The sequence below is a fragment of the Janthinobacterium paucivorans genome (assembly GCF_051380805.1).
Classification (GTDB): Bacteria; Pseudomonadota; Gammaproteobacteria; order Burkholderiales; family Burkholderiaceae_D; genus Janthinobacterium; species Janthinobacterium lividum_D.
The window spans coordinates 146,901-162,722 of the sequence record NZ_JBNYXR010000007.1; the positions used below are offsets into that span (position 1 = coordinate 146,901).

General features: G+C 60.5%; 10 protein-coding genes. All 10 read right to left on the reverse strand.

The window, feature by feature from the left end; translation table 11 throughout:
- Positions 1 to 42 precede the first annotated feature (42 nt).
- The 10 genes from ACQ4V8_RS11015 to ACQ4V8_RS11060 all read right to left on the reverse strand — a co-directional run bounded on the left by ACQ4V8_RS11015 (position 43) and on the right by ACQ4V8_RS11060 (position 15,717).
- On the reverse strand, positions 43 to 918 hold the full coding sequence (locus ACQ4V8_RS11015; protein ID WP_010402140.1) for an MlaA family lipoprotein: 876 nt from the start codon (positions 916 to 918) through the stop codon (positions 43 to 45).
- Positions 915 to 1,385 carry an outer membrane lipid asymmetry maintenance protein MlaD gene (gene mlaD, locus ACQ4V8_RS11020; protein WP_070346035.1) on the reverse strand — a complete coding sequence of 157 codons (471 nt, stop codon included), beginning with the start codon at positions 1,383 to 1,385 and terminating at the stop codon, positions 915 to 917. The genes ACQ4V8_RS11015 and mlaD overlap by 4 nt, the downstream gene beginning before the upstream one ends.
- A 79-nt stretch (positions 1,386 to 1,464) precedes the next feature.
- Positions 1,465 to 2,250: a lipid asymmetry maintenance ABC transporter permease subunit MlaE gene (mlaE, locus tag ACQ4V8_RS11025; protein ID WP_436571455.1), complete on the reverse strand. Its 786-nt coding sequence runs from the start codon at positions 2,248 to 2,250 to the stop codon at positions 1,465 to 1,467.
- Entirely contained in the window at positions 2,247 to 3,056 is an 810-nt protein-coding gene (locus tag ACQ4V8_RS11030) for an ABC transporter ATP-binding protein (RefSeq protein WP_043463093.1), read from the reverse strand. The genes mlaE and ACQ4V8_RS11030 overlap by 4 nt, the downstream gene beginning before the upstream one ends.
- Positions 3,057 to 3,314: 258 nt before the next feature.
- Positions 3,315 to 4,778 (reverse strand): glutamate synthase subunit beta, encoded by a 1,464-nt coding sequence (locus ACQ4V8_RS11035; protein WP_010402145.1) that lies wholly within the window; start codon positions 4,776 to 4,778, stop codon positions 3,315 to 3,317.
- 79 nt (positions 4,779 to 4,857) lie between these two features.
- Positions 4,858 to 9,558, reverse strand: a complete 4,701-nt coding sequence (locus ACQ4V8_RS11040) for a glutamate synthase-related protein (RefSeq protein WP_070346034.1) — start codon at positions 9,556 to 9,558, stop codon at positions 4,858 to 4,860.
- A gap of 189 nt (positions 9,559 to 9,747) precedes the next feature.
- Positions 9,748 to 10,455, reverse strand: coding sequence for a transposase (locus ACQ4V8_RS11045; protein WP_070346033.1), 708 nt, complete (start codon positions 10,453 to 10,455; stop codon positions 9,748 to 9,750).
- 155 nt (positions 10,456 to 10,610) lie between these two features.
- Positions 10,611 to 11,291 carry a response regulator transcription factor gene (locus ACQ4V8_RS11050; RefSeq protein WP_010402150.1) on the reverse strand — a complete coding sequence of 227 codons (681 nt, stop codon included), beginning with the start codon at positions 11,289 to 11,291 and terminating at the stop codon, positions 10,611 to 10,613.
- A 138-nt stretch (positions 11,292 to 11,429) separates the two neighbouring features.
- Positions 11,430 to 12,563, reverse strand: a complete 1,134-nt coding sequence (locus tag ACQ4V8_RS11055; protein ID WP_010402152.1) for a PAS domain-containing sensor histidine kinase — start codon at positions 12,561 to 12,563, stop codon at positions 11,430 to 11,432.
- 49 nt (positions 12,564 to 12,612) lie between these two features.
- Entirely contained in the window at positions 12,613 to 15,717 is a 3,105-nt protein-coding gene (locus ACQ4V8_RS11060) for a DEAD/DEAH box helicase (protein WP_436571456.1), read from the reverse strand.
- Positions 15,718 to 15,822: the final 105 nt, after the last annotated feature.

A 15,822-nucleotide genomic window follows, 5' to 3' on the forward strand; every position in this document is an offset into this window, starting at 1 on the left:
CGGCTGGCGTTGATCGCAGCCGTGGTGTTTCTATACCGCAGTTTACTGCTGGGAGCCAGCCTCGGAGGCAACGGTATTGCTACCAGATGTTACGCGCTCCGCAGGTGCCAACACGGCGAGCTCTGCCGGCGCGTCACTCTGCGCTGGCGGCTTTGCCTCGTACTGCGGCGCATAATCGCTGCTGTCGTTTTTTGGCACTTTGCGGTCGCGGCGGTCCGTGTCGCCATCGAACACCTTGCTTTCGCGCGCCTGCAGGAAACCGTCGCGGATGAATTCATAGCGGTCCAGCGCGGCCGCTTCCATCAGGTTGGTCGCGTCGAGCAGCGCTGCGCGCTTGTCGACCACCCGCGTCACCGTGCCGATAGTGCGCACTGCCGCAGGGTCCTTGTAGCGCCATGGATCGCCCGTGATATCGAGCGGCAGGGCCACCGTATCGCGCACGGTCGATGGACCCAGCAGCGGCAGCATCACGTACGGACCAGGCTCGATGCCATACCAGCCCAGGGTCTGGCCAAAGTCTTCGTTATGCTTCGGAATACCTGCCTGCGAGGCGATGTCGATCAGGCCAAGGAGTCCGAAAGTCGAGTTCATGCTGACGCGCACGACGTCTTGCAAGCCCGCTTCACCCTTGCCTTGCAGCAAGTTGTTAACGGCGCTCCACACATCGGACAAGTTGCCGAAAAAGTTGCCCACGCCCGTTTGCACGAACGATGGCGTAACCGTCTTGTAGGCCGTGGCGACCGGCTTCAGGGCCACCTGGTCAACGGTGTCGTTGAACTTGAACATGGCGCGGTTATACCCTTCGAGCGGGTCGCGCGGATTGGTGCCGGTGGCGCAAGCGCTCACGCCTGCGGCGATGGCCAGGGCCAGGCCGATACGCACAAGGCTGCCTTGGGATTGCTTGGTCGACTCGCTCATTTGCTGTCCTTTCCTTCCGCTGCCTTGCTGTAGATGAACTGATTGATCAGGTCTTCCAGCACTGTGGCCGATTGAGTACGGGCGATCTTGTCACCCTCTGCCAGGTTCGCCAAATCGCCGCCTGCTTCCAGGCCGATATATTGCTCACCGAGCAAACCGGCCGTCAAAATCTTGGCCGAGCTGTCTTTCGGAAATTTGTAACCATCTTCGATGTCGAGTTTCACCAACGCCTGGTACGTTTTGTCGTCAAATCGGATCTCCGCCACGCGTCCCACCACCACGCCAGCACCCTTGACGGGTGCCTGCGGCTTGAGCCCGCCAATATTGTCGAACTTGGCACTGATGGTATACGTCTTGCTGAAAGACAGCGAGCTCATATTACCTGCCTTGAGCGCCAGAAACATCAATGCCGCCACTCCCAGCAAGACGAACAAGCCAACCCAGACATCCAAAGATTTACGTTGCATAAACAATCCTAAATAATTTTTACTTGCTGCCGCCTGCGCAAAATCGTGCCCAGGCCCGCTGTTGTGGGCTGATCGGCAATTACTTGCTGAACATCAACGCCGTCATCATGAAATCAAGCCACCACACCATCAACGATGAAATCACCACCGTGCGCGTGGTCGCGCCGGAGACATCTTCCGGTGTCGGCTGTGCCTGATAACCCTGGAACAGCGCAATGAATGTCACCGCGATACCGAAGACCATGCTTTTCACATAAGTACCATTGGCGATGTCTTTCCAGATATTCACACCGCCCTGCATCTGCGACCAGAACGAGCCTTCATCGACGCCGATCAGCACCACGCCTACCAGGTAGCTGCCGATGACGCCGACGGCCGTGAAAATGCCACCCAGGATAGGCATGGCGATCACGCCGGCCCAGAAACGGGGCGCCAGCACGCGCTGGATCGGGTTCACGGCCATCATTTCCATGGCCGACAACTGCTCACCCGCTTTCATCAGACCGATTTCCGCCGTCAGCGAGGTGCCGGCGCGGCCCGCAAACAGCAGCGCCGTGACGACCGGACCCAGTTCACGCATCAACGATAGCGCCACCAACTGCCCCAGCGACTGCGTCGCGCCAAAGGTACTCAGTGTGTAATAGCCTTGCAAACCCAACACCATGCCGACGAACAGGCCGGATACGGCGATGATCAGCACCGAGCGGCTGCCGATGTAAAAAAGTTGCTCTATTAGCAAATGTGGGCGTCGCCACAGGCCGCCCGAGGAGGCAATGATGAGAAAGAACGAGCGCACGGCAAAGCCCAGGTCTTGTACCGAGCGCCGCAACCATGCTCCGATCTCCGCCAGGAAACGCGCGATCATCGGCCCGCTCCCGCTTGCAGTCCCAGGTCGTCGGCCAGCGACTTGCCCGGATAATGGAACGGTACGGGGCCATCGGCATCGGCGTTGACGAACTGCTTGACGTAGGGATGCGTCGACACGGCCATCTCGGCCGGCGTGCCGTGCGCCACGATCTTGCCCGATGACAGAAAATAGACGTAATCGGCGATGGCGAAACACTCCTTCACGTCGTGCGATACCAAAATAGACGTGGAACCCAGCGCATCGTTCAGATTGCGGATCAAATTGGCCGTGACGCCCATGGAAATCGGGTCCAGGCCGGCGAATGGTTCATCGTACATGATCAGCTCAGGGTCGAGCGCGATGGCGCGCGCCAGCGCAACGCGGCGGCCCATGCCGCCCGAAATCTCGGCCGGCTTCAATTGCGCCGCATTACGCAAACCCACGGCGTTCAGCTTCATCAGCACCAGGGTACGGATCAGCTCTTCATTCAAGTCCGTGTGTTCGCGCAGGGGAAACGCCACGTTCTCGAACGCCGTCAAGTCCGTAAACAGGGCGCCGTGCTGGAACAGCATGCCCATCTTGCGGCGCAATTCATATAGTTGGTCAGTCTCGAGCGTATGCACGATCTGGCCGTCGACATTCACGGAGCCGCTACTGGGGCGCAATTGCCCGCCGATCAGGCGCAATACGGTCGTCTTGCCACTGCCAGAGCCACCCATGACGGCCACAACTTTTCCACGTGGGAAATCCATTTGAAGGCCCGATAAAATCGAACGTTCTCCATAGGCAAAGTGTAAATCACGGATTTCAACAAGATTTGGCACGACGAAACTCACTATTTTAATGGCGTATTGTAGTGCAGAAACGCCAACCTCTGCTGAGACACCCCTAGAGACAGCCGCGCGAAGGCGAAGAATACAACACTAATGAACTAAAAGTCAGCTATTGTAGTGGATATTTGACATCTGCATTGCGCCCCCACCCAAAGCCATTCAGGCGCGCGACTGGACACGTAAAAATAAGAAAAGCCACGTCGCAAGCCGCGCCGTGGCCCTGTCGAAAAAACAACAATTGCTGCTTGATTAGCGCGGCAGCAAAGATGTCCCCATCAGGAACTCATCGACGGCGCGCGCACACTGGCGCCCCTCGCGGATCGCCCACACCACCAGCGACTGGCCACGGCGCATGTCGCCGGCAGTAAACACCTTGGCCACCGAGGTCTGGTAGCAAGCGGCACCGTCCGTGCTGGCCTTGACGTTGCCACGCGCATCCGTATCGACGCCGAACGCTTCCAGCACTTGTTGCACAGGGGAAACAAAACCCATGGCCAGGAAGACCAGGTCGGCCTTCATCTCGAATTCCGAGTCCGGCACTTCGCTCATTTTGCCGTCTTTCCACTCCACGCGGCAGGCGATCAGCTTTTCCAGCTTGCCGCCCTTGCCTTCGAAACGCTTGGTGGCCACGGCCCAGTCGCGCTCGCAGCCTTCCTCGTGCGAGGACGAGGTGCGCAGCTTGGTCGGCCAGTATGGCCAGACCAAGGGCTTGTTTTCCTGCTCCGGCGGCTGCGGCATCAGTTCAAATTGCGCCACCGAGGCCGCGCCATGGCGGTTCGAGGTACCCACACAGTCAGACCCCGTGTCGCCGCCGCCGATCACCACCACGTGCTTGCCCGTCGCCTTGATCTGGTCCTTGAGCTTGTCGCCTGCATTCACCTTGTTTTGCAGCGGCAGGAAATCCATGGCGAAATGCACGCCTTTCAAATCGCGGCCCGGCACGGGCAAGTCGCGCGGCTGCTCGGCGCCACCAGCCATGATGACGGCGTCGAATTCTTTTTCCAGGTCTTCCGGGAAAATGGTTTCCTTGGCCCAGTTGTTGACATGGGCAGGGAAATCCTTGCCCACGAGCACGCTGGTGCGGAACACCACGCCTTCGTCCTCCATCTGCTTCACGCGCTGGTCGATGTGCGACTTTGCCATCTTGAAGTCGGGGATGCCATAGCGCAACAAACCACCGACCCGGTCGCTCTTTTCAAACACGGTAACGGCATGGCCGGCGCGCGCCAGCTGCTGCGCTGCCGCCAGGCCGGCAGGACCGGAACCGACGATGGCCACTTTCTTGCCGGTACTAAAACTCGCCGGCTGCGGCGTGACCCAGCCGTGCTCCCAGCCCATGTCGATGATTTTATGCTCGATGGACTTGATGCCGACCGGATCTTCATGAATACCCAAGGTACAGGCCGATTCGCACGGCGCCGGGCAGATGCGGCCCGTAAATTCCGGGAAGTTATTGGTCGAATGCAAGGTGTCGAGCGCTTCGCGGTAAGCGCCACGGTACACCAAGTCATTCCAGTCGGGGATAATGTTATTCACGGGACAACCCGTGGTGCAGAAGGGGATGCCGCAATCCATGCAGCGCGCACCCTGCACCGTGGCTTGCGCATCCGACAGGTGCAGCACGAATTCCTTGTAGTTCTTCAGGCGCGCGACAGGCTCCAGATAATGCTCGTCCTGGCGCTTGAATTCCATGAAGCCGGTAATTTTACCCACGATAGTTCCTTTGTATTTGGCTGGCGGGGAGCGGCTGGGCCGCTCCCTGGTCATGCATTAGGCAATGAGCTTAGCTGGCTCAGGCGGCGACGGCTTGTACTTCCATGGCGGCATCGGCAGCCATCTCGATCAGCGCGCGCTTGTATTCGTTCGGGAAAACTTTCACGAACTTGCCGCGCGCCGCGGCCCAGTCGTCCAGCAAGACGCGGGCGCGCGTGCTGCCCGTGTGCTTGAAATGGCGCTCGATCAGGCGCTTGAGAATGACTTCGTCGGCTTCCGGCACGCCGTCGCGGTGCTGGGTATGCCAGGCATCGCGCTCGATATGCTGTTCCGCTGCGGGCACGACCTTGTCCAGGCTGACCATGGCCGTGTTGCACTTGCTGGCAAAGTCACCGGCCGGATCGTATACATAGGCGATGCCGCCCGACATGCCGGCCGCGAAATTGCGTCCCGTGCTGCCCAGCACCACCACCGTGCCACCCGTCATGTATTCGCAGCCATGGTCGCCCAGGCCCTCGACCACCGTGGTGGCGCCCGAGTTGCGCACGGCAAAGCGTTCTCCGGCAACGCCATTAAAAAAGGCTTCGCCGGCAATGGCGCCGTACAGCACCGTGTTGCCGATGATGATGTTGTCCACGGCCCAGCCACGGAATTCCGTATTCGGGCGCACGATGATGCGCCCGCCCGACAAGCCCTTGCCCACGTAATCGTTGCCCTCGCCCACCAGGTCAATCGTGATGCCATGCGCCAGGAAGGCGCAGGCCGACTGGCCCGCCGTGCCTTGCAATTGAATGTGGATGGTGTCGTCCGGCAAACCGGCATGACCATATTTCTTTGCCACTTCGCCCGACAGCATGGTGCCCACCGTGCGGTTCAGGTTGCGCACGGGCGAAATGAAGGAGACGCGCTCGCCCTTTTCCAGCGCCGCGCGCGCTTGCGCGATCAGCTTATGGTCGAGTGCCTTCTCCAGCGCATGGTCCTGGAATTCCACATGGCGGCACGCTTGCCCATCGGGTGTTTCCGGCTTGTAGAAAATGGCCGAGAAATCGAGCCCTTGCGCCTTCCAGTGCGAAATCGCCTTCGATTTGTCCAGCAAGTCCACGCGGCCGATCAATTCGTCGTACGTGCGTATGCCCAGCTGCGCCATCAATTGACGGGCTTCTTCGGCAACGAAGAAGAAGTAATTGACGACATATTCCGGTTTGCCGCTGAACTTGGCGCGCAGGACCGGGTCTTGCGTGGCTACGCCCACGGGGCAAGTATTCAAATGGCATTTGCGCATCATGATGCAACCTTCGACCACCAGCGGCGCCGTGGCGAAACCGATCTCGTCGGCGCCCAGCAAGGCGGCGATGACCACGTCGCGGCCCGTCTTCATCTGGCCATCGGCTTGCACACGGATACGGCTGCGCAAGCCATTCAAGACCAGCGTTTGTTGCGTTTCTGCCAGACCCAGCTCCCACGGCGTGCCCGCATGTTTCACGGACGACAGCGGCGAGGCGCCCGTGCCGCCATCGTGGCCGGCAACAACCACATGGTCGGCCTTGGCCTTGGTGACGCCGGCCGCTACCGTGCCGATGCCCACTTCCGACACCAGTTTCACGGAAATCGAGGCGCGCGGATTGGCATTCTTCAAGTCATGGATCAGCTGCGCCAGATCTTCGATCGAGTAAATATCGTGGTGCGGCGGCGGCGAAATCAAGCCCACGCCCGGCACGGAGAAGCGCAAGCTGGCGATGTATTCCGACACTTTATGGCCCGGCAACTGGCCGCCTTCGCCCGGTTTCGCGCCCTGCGCCATCTTGATCTGGATCTGGTCGGCGGAATTGAGGTAAGCGGCCGTCACGCCGAAACGTCCCGACGCTACCTGCTTGATGCGCGAACGCATGGAATCGCCTTCCTGCAGAGGAATATCGACGACGATCTGCTCGGCGCCCACGATGGAAGCCATGGTATCGCCCTGGCGAATCGGGATGCCCTTCAATTCCTGCGTGTAGCGATTCGGATCTTCGCCGCCCTCGCCCGTGTTCGACTTGCCGCCGATGCGGTTCATGGCGACGGCCAGGGTGGCGTGCGCTTCCGTGCTGATCGAGCCGAGCGACATGGCGCCGGTGGCGAAACGCTTGACGATTTCCTTGGCCGGCTCCACTTCATCGAGCGGTATCGCCTTGGTCGGGTCGAGCTTGAACTCGAACAAGCCACGCAGGGTCAGGTGGCGACGGCTCTGGTCGTTGATGATTTGCGCGTACTCTTTATAGCTGGAGAAATTGTTGCTGCGCGTGGAGTGCTGCAGTTTGGCAATCGCGTCCGGCGTCCACATATGCTCTTCGCCACGCACGCGGTACGCATATTCGCCACCCGCGTCGAGCTTATCGGCCAGCACGGGATCGTTGCCGAAGGCCAGCGCGTGCAAGCGCAGCGCTTCTTCCGCCACTTCAAACACGCCGATGCCTTCCACATTCGAGGCCGTGCCCTTGAAGTATTTGTCGACCAGCGACTTGTTCAAGCCGATGGCTTCGAAGATTTGCGCGCCGCAGTAGGACATGTACGTCGAAATACCCATCTTCGACATGACTTTCATCAAGCCTTTGCCGACCGCCTTGGTGTAGTTGTAAATGGCCTTGTCGGCCGACAAATCGCCGGGCAAACCGTGCGCCATCTCGGCCAGGGTTTCCATCGCCAAGTAGGGATGAACGGCTTCCGCGCCGTACCCTGCGAGCAAGGCGAAGTGGTGCGTTTCGCGGGCCGAGCCCGTTTCCACGACGAGGCCGGTAGACGCGCGCAAGCCCTTGCTGACCAGGTGCTGGTGCACGGTCGAGGTAGCCAGCAGCGCAGGGATCGCCACCTGGTCGGCGCACATCGCGCGGTCCGAGACGATCAGGATATTATGGCCCGATTTGACGGCATCGACGGCTTCCGCGCACAGCGAGGCCAAACAGGCTTCCACGCCTTCCTTGCCCCAGGCCAGCGGGTAGCAGATATCGAGTTCATACGACTTGAACTTGCCGCCCGTGTGGCCGCTGATATTGCGCAAACGCGCCATGTCGTCAAAGCCCAGCACCGGCTGCGCCACTTCCAGACGCATCGGCGGGTTGACGTTGTTGGTATCTAGCAAGTTCGGTTTCGGGCCAATGAACGACACCAGCGACATCACCATCGCTTCGCGGATCGGGTCGATCGGCGGGTTCGTCACTTGCGCGAACAGTTGCTTGAAGTAGTTATACAGCGGCTTCAATTTGTTCGACATGACGGCCAGCGGCGAGTCATTGCCCATCGAGCCCGTCGCTTCTTCGCCGGCCACCGCCATCGGTGCCATGAGGAATTTCAAGTCTTCCTGCGTGTAACCGAACGCCTGCTGGCGGTCGAGCAACGATGGCTGGGCTTTTTCGCCCTGGGCGCGGTCCTGTTTCGCCTGTCCTTCGGCCATCTTGATCTCGTCGAGCTTGATGCGCACCGAGTTGATCCACGCTTTGTACGGCTTGGCGTTGGCGTAGGTGTTTTTCAGCTCCTGGTCATCGATGATGCGGCCCGCTTCCAGGTCGATCAAGAACATCTTGCCAGGCTGCAAGCGCCATTTCTGGATGATTTTCGACTCGGGAATCGGTAGCACACCCGATTCCGACGCCATCACCACCAGATCATCATCGGTGACGATGTAGCGCGCCGGGCGCAAGCCATTCCTGTCGAGCGTGCCGCCGATATGGCGGCCATCCGTAAACGCCATGGCGGCAGGGCCGTCCCACGGTTCCATCATGGCCGCGTGGTATTCATAGAAAGCGCGGCGATTGTCATCCATCGTCGTGTGGTTTTCCCACGCTTCCGGAATCATCATCATCATCGCCTGGGCAATCGGGTAGCCGGCCATCAACAGCAATTCGAGCGCATTGTCGAAGCACGCCGTATCGGACTGGCCTTCATAGATCAGGGGGAACAATTTTTGCAAGTCATCGCCCAGCACGGCCGACTTCATCACGCCTTCGCGCGCGCGCATCCAGTTGAAGTTGCCTTTGACGGTGTTGATCTCGCCATTGTGCGCGATCAAACGGTAAGGGTGGGCCAGCGGCCATTCAGGGAAAGTATTCGTCGAGAAACGCTGGTGCACCAGAGCCAGGGCCGAGATGCAGCGCGCATCCTGCAAGTCCTTGTAATACACGCCCACCTGATCGGCCAGCAGCAAGCCTTTATACACGATGGTGCGGGCCGACATCGATGGCACGAAGAATTCCTTGCCGTGCAACAGCTTCAAGGCCTGGATGGCGTGGCCCGACGATTTGCGGATCACATACAGTTTGCGCTCGAGCGCGTCGGTGACCATGATGTCCGGGCCGCGGCCGATGAAAATCTGGCGGATGACCGGCTCCTTGGCGCGCACGGTAGGCGACATCGGCATGTCCGTATCGATAGGCACGTTGCGCCAGCCCAGCACGACTTGGCCTTCGATGCGCACGGCACGTTCGATTTCCTGTTCGCAAGCGATGCGCGAGGCGTTTTCCTTGGGCAGGAAAACCATGCCCACACCGTATTCGCCAGGCGGCGGCAATTCCACGCCCTGCTTGGCCATTTCTTCGCGGTAGTACTGGTCGGGAATCTGGATCAGGATGCCGGCGCCATCGCCCATCAGCGCATCGGCGCCAACGGCGCCCCGGTGATCGAGGTTTTTCAGAATCAGCAAACCCTGTTCGACGATAGAGTGGGTCTTGTTGCCCTTGATATGGGCGACGAAACCGACGCCGCAGGCATCGTGTTCATTGGCTGGGTCGTACAGGCCTTGCGCTTTCATGGGCTTCTCCGCTGCATATGACTATCGAAAAACTAGAGTAGTGCAACGCAACAAAAAACTCAACCAGAATAATTAGGGTCGGAGTCGAATTAAATCCGATCAATTCTCATGAAAAATTTAATAGGGACATAGTAAAAGGAAGCGCATTGAAACATCGGCAAGCAACAATGTTTTCACTGCGCCTGCGTGTCAGCCGGCGTCCGCTGCGGCTGCGACTTTGCGGGGTCGGCCCCGCTTGGCAGGCAGCACTTGGCGCTGCATTTTTTGCTGCAGCGCCTGCTTGAAGGTCTCGGAACCCAAGGGCCAGCCCTTGAGTACGGCCTCTTCCAGTACCTTTACCTGGCTGCTGCCCAGGCCTTGCTCGACCAGGCGCAGATAGGCCGCCTCGCGCTCGAACGGCGTGTTGCCCAGCGCCCAATACAAGGCGTGGTCGGTGATCAGGGGATCGGGGCGCATCCCCGCATGGTGGGCATAACTGGACCACGCATGGTCGCGCGCCTGGCCCGCCAAGCCCGCTTGTACGGGCACGCATTCCAGATAACGGCAGCACGGGAGGAAGAAGTTGTCTGGATCGATGACCGAAGTTTTGTAGCGTCCCTGCCACAAGCCACCTTCGCGGCCGTATTTTTGATTGAAATACGGCACGTAATAGCGTCCCAGCCATTGCATCAGCTGTCCCAGGCCTGTCGCATCGCTGGGGGTGGCCAGTAAATGTAATTGATCTGGCAATAAAACATAGGCATGGATGGCCACCTTGAACATTTTCGCGCCTGTTTTCAGCCAGGACAACAATTGTGCGTAGTCAGTCGCATCCAGGAACACGGGCTGGCGGTTGCTGCCGCGCTGGATCACGTAATGGGGCAATGCTGGAATGATGAGGCGGGGTAAACGGGCCATGGCAGAGTCGGTAAATAGAGGCTAAGACCTTGATTTTACACACTGCGCAGCGCAAGACGCGACTCTGACCCTATTTTATTAAAAATGCGAGGAAATGCGCTTGACTCTGTCCCTTTTATTCGCCACTACGCTCGCGGGTGGCTGGCGTCCCGGTATCAGGACAAATTAAAGCTGGCCGACAGGCTGTAGCCCTCGCCATACGCGCTACGCAGCGGCAAGTCCTGGCCCAGGCCCGTCTTGGCCTTCTTGCGCAAGCGATACACGAGCATGTCGACGCGACGGCCCGCATCGGGGTCTTCGCCGCCCATGCCGGCCACGATGACATCGCGCGGCACGGGGCGGGTGTTGATGGTCAACAAGTGCAGGAAATTGAATTCCTTTTCCGTCAAGGCGATGACAGCGCCCATCAGCTCAAGTTGGCGCGCGCTCACTTTCAAGGTCCATTTGCCAGGTTCGGGCATAGGATCTTGCGGACCGACGCGACGGTCGAGCGCCTCGATATGCGCGGCCAGTTCGGGAAATTTGATCGGTTTGGTCAGGTAATGGTCGGCGCCCAGGCGCAAGCCCAGGATACGGCTGTCGAAAGCGACACGCCCCGTCAGCACCAGCACGCCTATGTGCGGATACAACTGGCGCATGCGGGGAATCACGTTAAAGCCATCTTCGTCGGGCAAGCCCAGGTCCAGTACGACCACGCCAATATTGCCATGGCTCAACGCCGTCCACATCGCGCCAGCGGAGCTGGTGATATCGACTTCGTGTTCGAGCTCAACGAGAAACTCCGCCATGTCTTCTGCGTAGTCCAGATTGTCTTCGACGATCAGTATTTTCGTCATTGCTACGCCATTCTTCTGTTAGTGAGCTACCGTGGAGGAACCATGCCATTCACTTTTTACAGCATGATGGACGGCACAATAGGTTTGCGTCAAGGAATTATCACGGTTGCCTTCAGAGGAAGCAAGGCTTTTCATTGTCTAGACAGGCAGCGGCAAGCAAATGCGGAAAATCGCCCCACCTTCGGGCAGATTATGCCCCTGCAAACTCCCGCCATGCACCTCCACAACGGCGCGCGCCATGTACAAGCCAAGGCCCGCGCCTGGGTGCGTCGCATAGATTCCACGGCTGCCTTTTTCAAACAATTGCGGCAGTTCTTCTTCCCGCAGGCCGGGCCCTGCATCGCTGACGCACAGCGCCACACCGCCCTCGGGCACGAGCTTGCCCGACAGCATGATGGCACTGCCCGGCGCGCTGAACTTGACGGCATTATCGAGCAGGATTTTCAGGCACAGGGCCATGCCGGGCACGTCGCAGCGCAGCTTGGCAGGCAAGTCCTCGTCGAGCTCCAGTTGCACGCAGTGGCTGGCCGGTACGGTGGCCGCTGCCTGCTGCAGCAAGGCCAGCGGCGCGATGCCGTCGGCGGCCCGCTCGCGGCCGATGGCCGCCATGCGCTCAGGCGACAAATACTCGTCTATCATGCCCAGCAGGCGGTCGACGGCTGCCTGGATTTTTACGTAGCGCTTGCGCGTGGCATCGTCGGCGTCTTTCGCGGTCGAGACGAGGCGCTGGATAGCGCCGTCGATGGTGGCCAGCGGCGTGCGAAATTCATGCGACAGCATGGAGGCGAAGCGCTTTTGCTCCCTTTCGCGCTCGGCTTCCTGCGCCTGGGCCGCGCTGACGTCGCGCAGCGAGCCCGCCAGCGTGACGCCGCGCCCCGTCGCCGCAGCGGCCGGCACGATGGTCGAGCTGATTTCCAGCGCCAGCGGATGCCCGTCGGCATGCGGCAGTTGCACTTCGCGCAGCAGGGTCAAGCGGCTAGTATCGCCCTCGCGCCAGCGCTGCAGCCGGGCCGGCATGTCTTGCGCCAGGCGCGCCGCGTGTTCGCGCAAGGTGGGCAAGTCGTACCCCGTCAGGGCTTGCGCGGCGGGGCTGATATAGATCAATTCAAGGGTGGCGGCATCGAGCAGGAAGACTGCGTCGCGGCCATGTTCAGCCAGCAGGCGGAACTGCGCTTCGCCCGCCCGCGCGCGCAGCAGGGCGCGACGCAACTGGACGAAACGCAGCGCCATGAGGATGGCGCCGGCAAGCAGCAAGAGGAGAAAGGGCAGCATGCTTTATACCTGGCAAGAATGAATCGCCAAGTATACGCGTACGGCGTGCTTAATCTTCCAGTGGAGCAAAAATCTGTTGCAAGTCTTCCTGCGTCAGCGCCATCTTCTGTGCTTCGCCCTCGGCCAGGATCGATTGTGCCAGTTCCGATTTCTTTTGCTGCAGCAACTGGATTTTTTCTTCCAGGGTGCCCTTCGCGATCAGTTTGTACACGAACACGGGCTTGTCCTGGCCGATACGCCAGGCGCGGTCGGTGGCCTGGTTTTCCGCCGCCGGATTCCACCACGGATCGTAGTGGATCACCGTGTCGGCCGCCGTCAGGTTCAAGCCCACGCCGCCCGCTTTCAGGCTGATCAGGAAGATCGGCACGGCCCCCTGCTGGAAGGCCGCCACTTGCGCGCCCCGGTCTTTCGTTTCGCCCGTCAGCAAGGCATACGCGATGTCGCGCGATTCGAGCTCTTGCTCGATCAATTCCAGCATGCTGGTAAATTGCGAGAAGACGAGAATCTTGCGCCCTTCGTCAAGCAAGTCTTCCACCATCTGCATCAGGTCGAGCAGCTTGGCCGAGCCGGCCGACTGCTTCTTCGCCGGCAAGGATTTCACCAGGCGCGGGTCACAGCAGACTTGCCGCAGTTTCAGCAGCGCTTCGAGGATGACGATCTGGCTGCGCGCCACGCCCTTCTTGTCGATTTCTTCGCGTACTTTTTGATCCATCGCAAGACGCACGGTTTCATACAGGTCGCGCTGCGGACCCGTCAATTCCACCTTGCGCACCATTTCCGTTTTTGGCGGCAATTCCTTGGCCACATTGTCCTTCGTGCGGCGCAACAGGAAAGGCTTGATGCGGCGATTCAGGAGCATGCGGCGCAGCGGATCATCCTGGCGCTCGATCGGATGGCGGAACTGCGTGTTGAAGGTCTTCTCGTCGCCCAGCAAGCCCGGCAGCAGGAAGTGGAATTGCGACCACAATTCACCGAGATGATTTTCCAGCGGCGTGCCGGACAAGCACAGCCGGTGGCGTGCGCGCAGCAGGCCCGCGCTTTGCGCCGCCTTGCTGCGCGTATTCTTGATGTAATGCGATTCGTCGAGGATGACCAGGTGGAAGTCGTGCTCGCGCAAGGTTTCCTCGTCGCGCGGCAACAGGGCGTAGGTGGTCAGCACCAGATCGCATTGGTCGATCTGGTCGAATTGCTGGGCCCGGTCCTTGCCCTGCAGCAGCAACACTTTCAGGCTGGGCGCGAACTTGGCCGCCTCGTCCTGCCAGTTGCCCATCAAACTCGTCGGTGCAATCACCAGGGCCGGATGCGTCAAGCGGCCCGCTTCCTTTTCCACCAGGATATGCGCCAGGGTTTGCACGGTTTTGCCCAAGCCCATGTCATCGGCCAGGATGCCGGCCAGGTCATGGTCGCGCAGGAATTGCATCCACGCCAGGCCATCGGCCTGGTAATCGCGCAAGGTCGCCTGCAGGCCGGCTGGCGCCGCCACTTTTTGCACGGAACCAAACTGGCTCAGCTTGCGGCCCATGGCGCGCAGTTGCTCGCCACCCGTCCAGCGCAGGTCCAGGCCCCGCGCCAGCTCTTCCAGGCGCGCCGCGTCCAGGGTCGACATGCGCACCGCATGTTTGATCTTGTCGCTGAAATACAGTTCCCCCAGCGTGTTGAGGATAGGACGCACGCGGCCCCACGGCAGGGCCACGCGCCTGCCGTCGGACAAGGTTGCCAGCATCTGGTCATCATCGGCATGCGCGTCGATGACTTTCGGGTTGAAGTCGTTGGGCGCGCTGCGGATCAGTTGCACCAGCACGGGCAGCAGCGGCACTCTTTCCTGGTCGACGAAGATGCCCAGTTCCAGCTCGAACCAGGCGTTGCCGCTGTCCGGGTCCTGGTCGTCAATCTGCGCATACCAGTCGCCGACCTGGCTCACATCGTAGCGGTACTTGGCCGTCTTTTCGACGATCCAGCCCTGCTGCTGCAAGGCGTCGATGCCGTGCTCGGCAAAACGCAGCCACTGCGCCTGGGAAGGCAGTTGCAAAGCGCCCTTCAAGCCGCTCAAGGGGGCGGAGCCGGGCTTCTTGAATTGCAGCTCCGCCAGGGTGGCCAGGGCACGCGCTTCATCGACCGTATTTCTCTGGATAATCTCTGTCACGTCGCCCACTTGCCGCACCACGCGTTGCGACGGGTCGAACGCGACGCGCTCGCCATCGTAGTCATACGACAGCACGGCGAAATCGCTCCAGCGCTGCGCGCTGCCATCGGCCAGCATGGCGCTATCGAGCAGCAAGACCGGTTGCGCCGGCACGTCCTTGCGCAGGCGCTGCGGCAACGGTTGCGGCAGCGGCATCAAATGCTGCAAGCCTTGCGCCAGCAGCAGTTGCGACACGCGCACCTTGTCGTTCGCGTTCAGGGGCGGCGCCTGCGCCACCAGCGCCTGCAAGTCCGCCAGGGAAATATCGGAGCCGCCCTGGTTCAGTTCCAGCACGCCGCACGACAGATTGTCGATGTACCACGGCGGATCGGTGGGCAACATGTAATCGATCTGGTCGGCACCATGGTGCTTCGCGCCCTCCGGCGGGTCCACTTGCCAACCCAGGCGCATGGTCTTGCCTTCATCGCGCCAGAACAGGCGCGCGGGACGCACGGGACCTTCCCTCAATGGATACACGAGACCATTGCCCACATCGGCCCAGGAATTGGCCCACAACAGTTTGTCTTGCTCGGCCAGCATTTTCAGCAGGGCCGCGCCCACCTTGCCCTTCGGCTCCGTGGCGCTGCCCGTCTGCGAGCTTTGGCCGCTGCGCATGGCCACGAAGAAACGCACGAGGTCTTCGTCGGCTGGCGTCAAGAAGATGGGGGGCGCCGACAGCAGGGAAAAGATTTCGCTGATGGGACTCGCCGCCGCCACATCGCCATTCGCCCGCAGCCGCGCCTTGTACAGGCACAGGGCCACGTGGCGACCACCGCTGGTGGGCGCCAGCACGTAGATCAAACGGTGCTGGTTGAGTTTGGGGTCCGGCTCGGCAATGCTCAGCACAGCCTTCGGATGGGCAGCCGCCTCTACCCGCTGCAGCCAGGTGGCGACGGCATACGGCAAAGGCGCTCCCGGCGCGCTGGCCGGGGCAACTGGGGTTTCACTGGTTTCGTCGCGGGTAAAATCCATGGGGCGCATTTTTGTGTAAAGGTCGTATCCAAATCGGCAACAGGCAATATTATCCGCCATACAGGCCTTGCTGGCTTGATTCACACACGCTCTTTGCGCAGTTTT

Bases quoted from the DNA above. Each gene is read 5' to 3' on its own strand.
- ACQ4V8_RS11060 (WP_436571456.1), bottom strand. From the start codon at position 15,717: ATGGATTTTACCCGCGACGAAACCAGTGAAACCCCAGTTGCCCCGGCC.
- ACQ4V8_RS11050 (WP_010402150.1), bottom strand. From the start codon at position 11,291: ATGACGAAAATACTGATCGTCGAAGACAATCTGGACTACGCAGAAGAC.
- mlaE (WP_436571455.1), bottom strand. From the start codon at position 2,250: ATGATCGCGCGTTTCCTGGCGGAGATCGGAGCATGGTTGCGGCGCTCG.
- ACQ4V8_RS11045 (WP_070346033.1), bottom strand. From the start codon at position 10,455: ATGGCCCGTTTACCCCGCCTCATCATTCCAGCATTGCCCCATTACGTG.
- mlaD (WP_070346035.1), bottom strand. From the start codon at position 1,385: ATGCAACGTAAATCTTTGGATGTCTGGGTTGGCTTGTTCGTCTTGCTG.
- ACQ4V8_RS11040 (WP_070346034.1), bottom strand. From the start codon at position 9,558: ATGAAAGCGCAAGGCCTGTACGACCCAGCCAATGAACACGATGCCTGC.
- ACQ4V8_RS11015 (WP_010402140.1), bottom strand. From the start codon at position 918: ATGAGCGAGTCGACCAAGCAATCCCAAGGCAGCCTTGTGCGTATCGGC.
- ACQ4V8_RS11055 (WP_010402152.1), bottom strand. From the start codon at position 12,563: ATGCTGCCCTTTCTCCTCTTGCTGCTTGCCGGCGCCATCCTCATGGCG.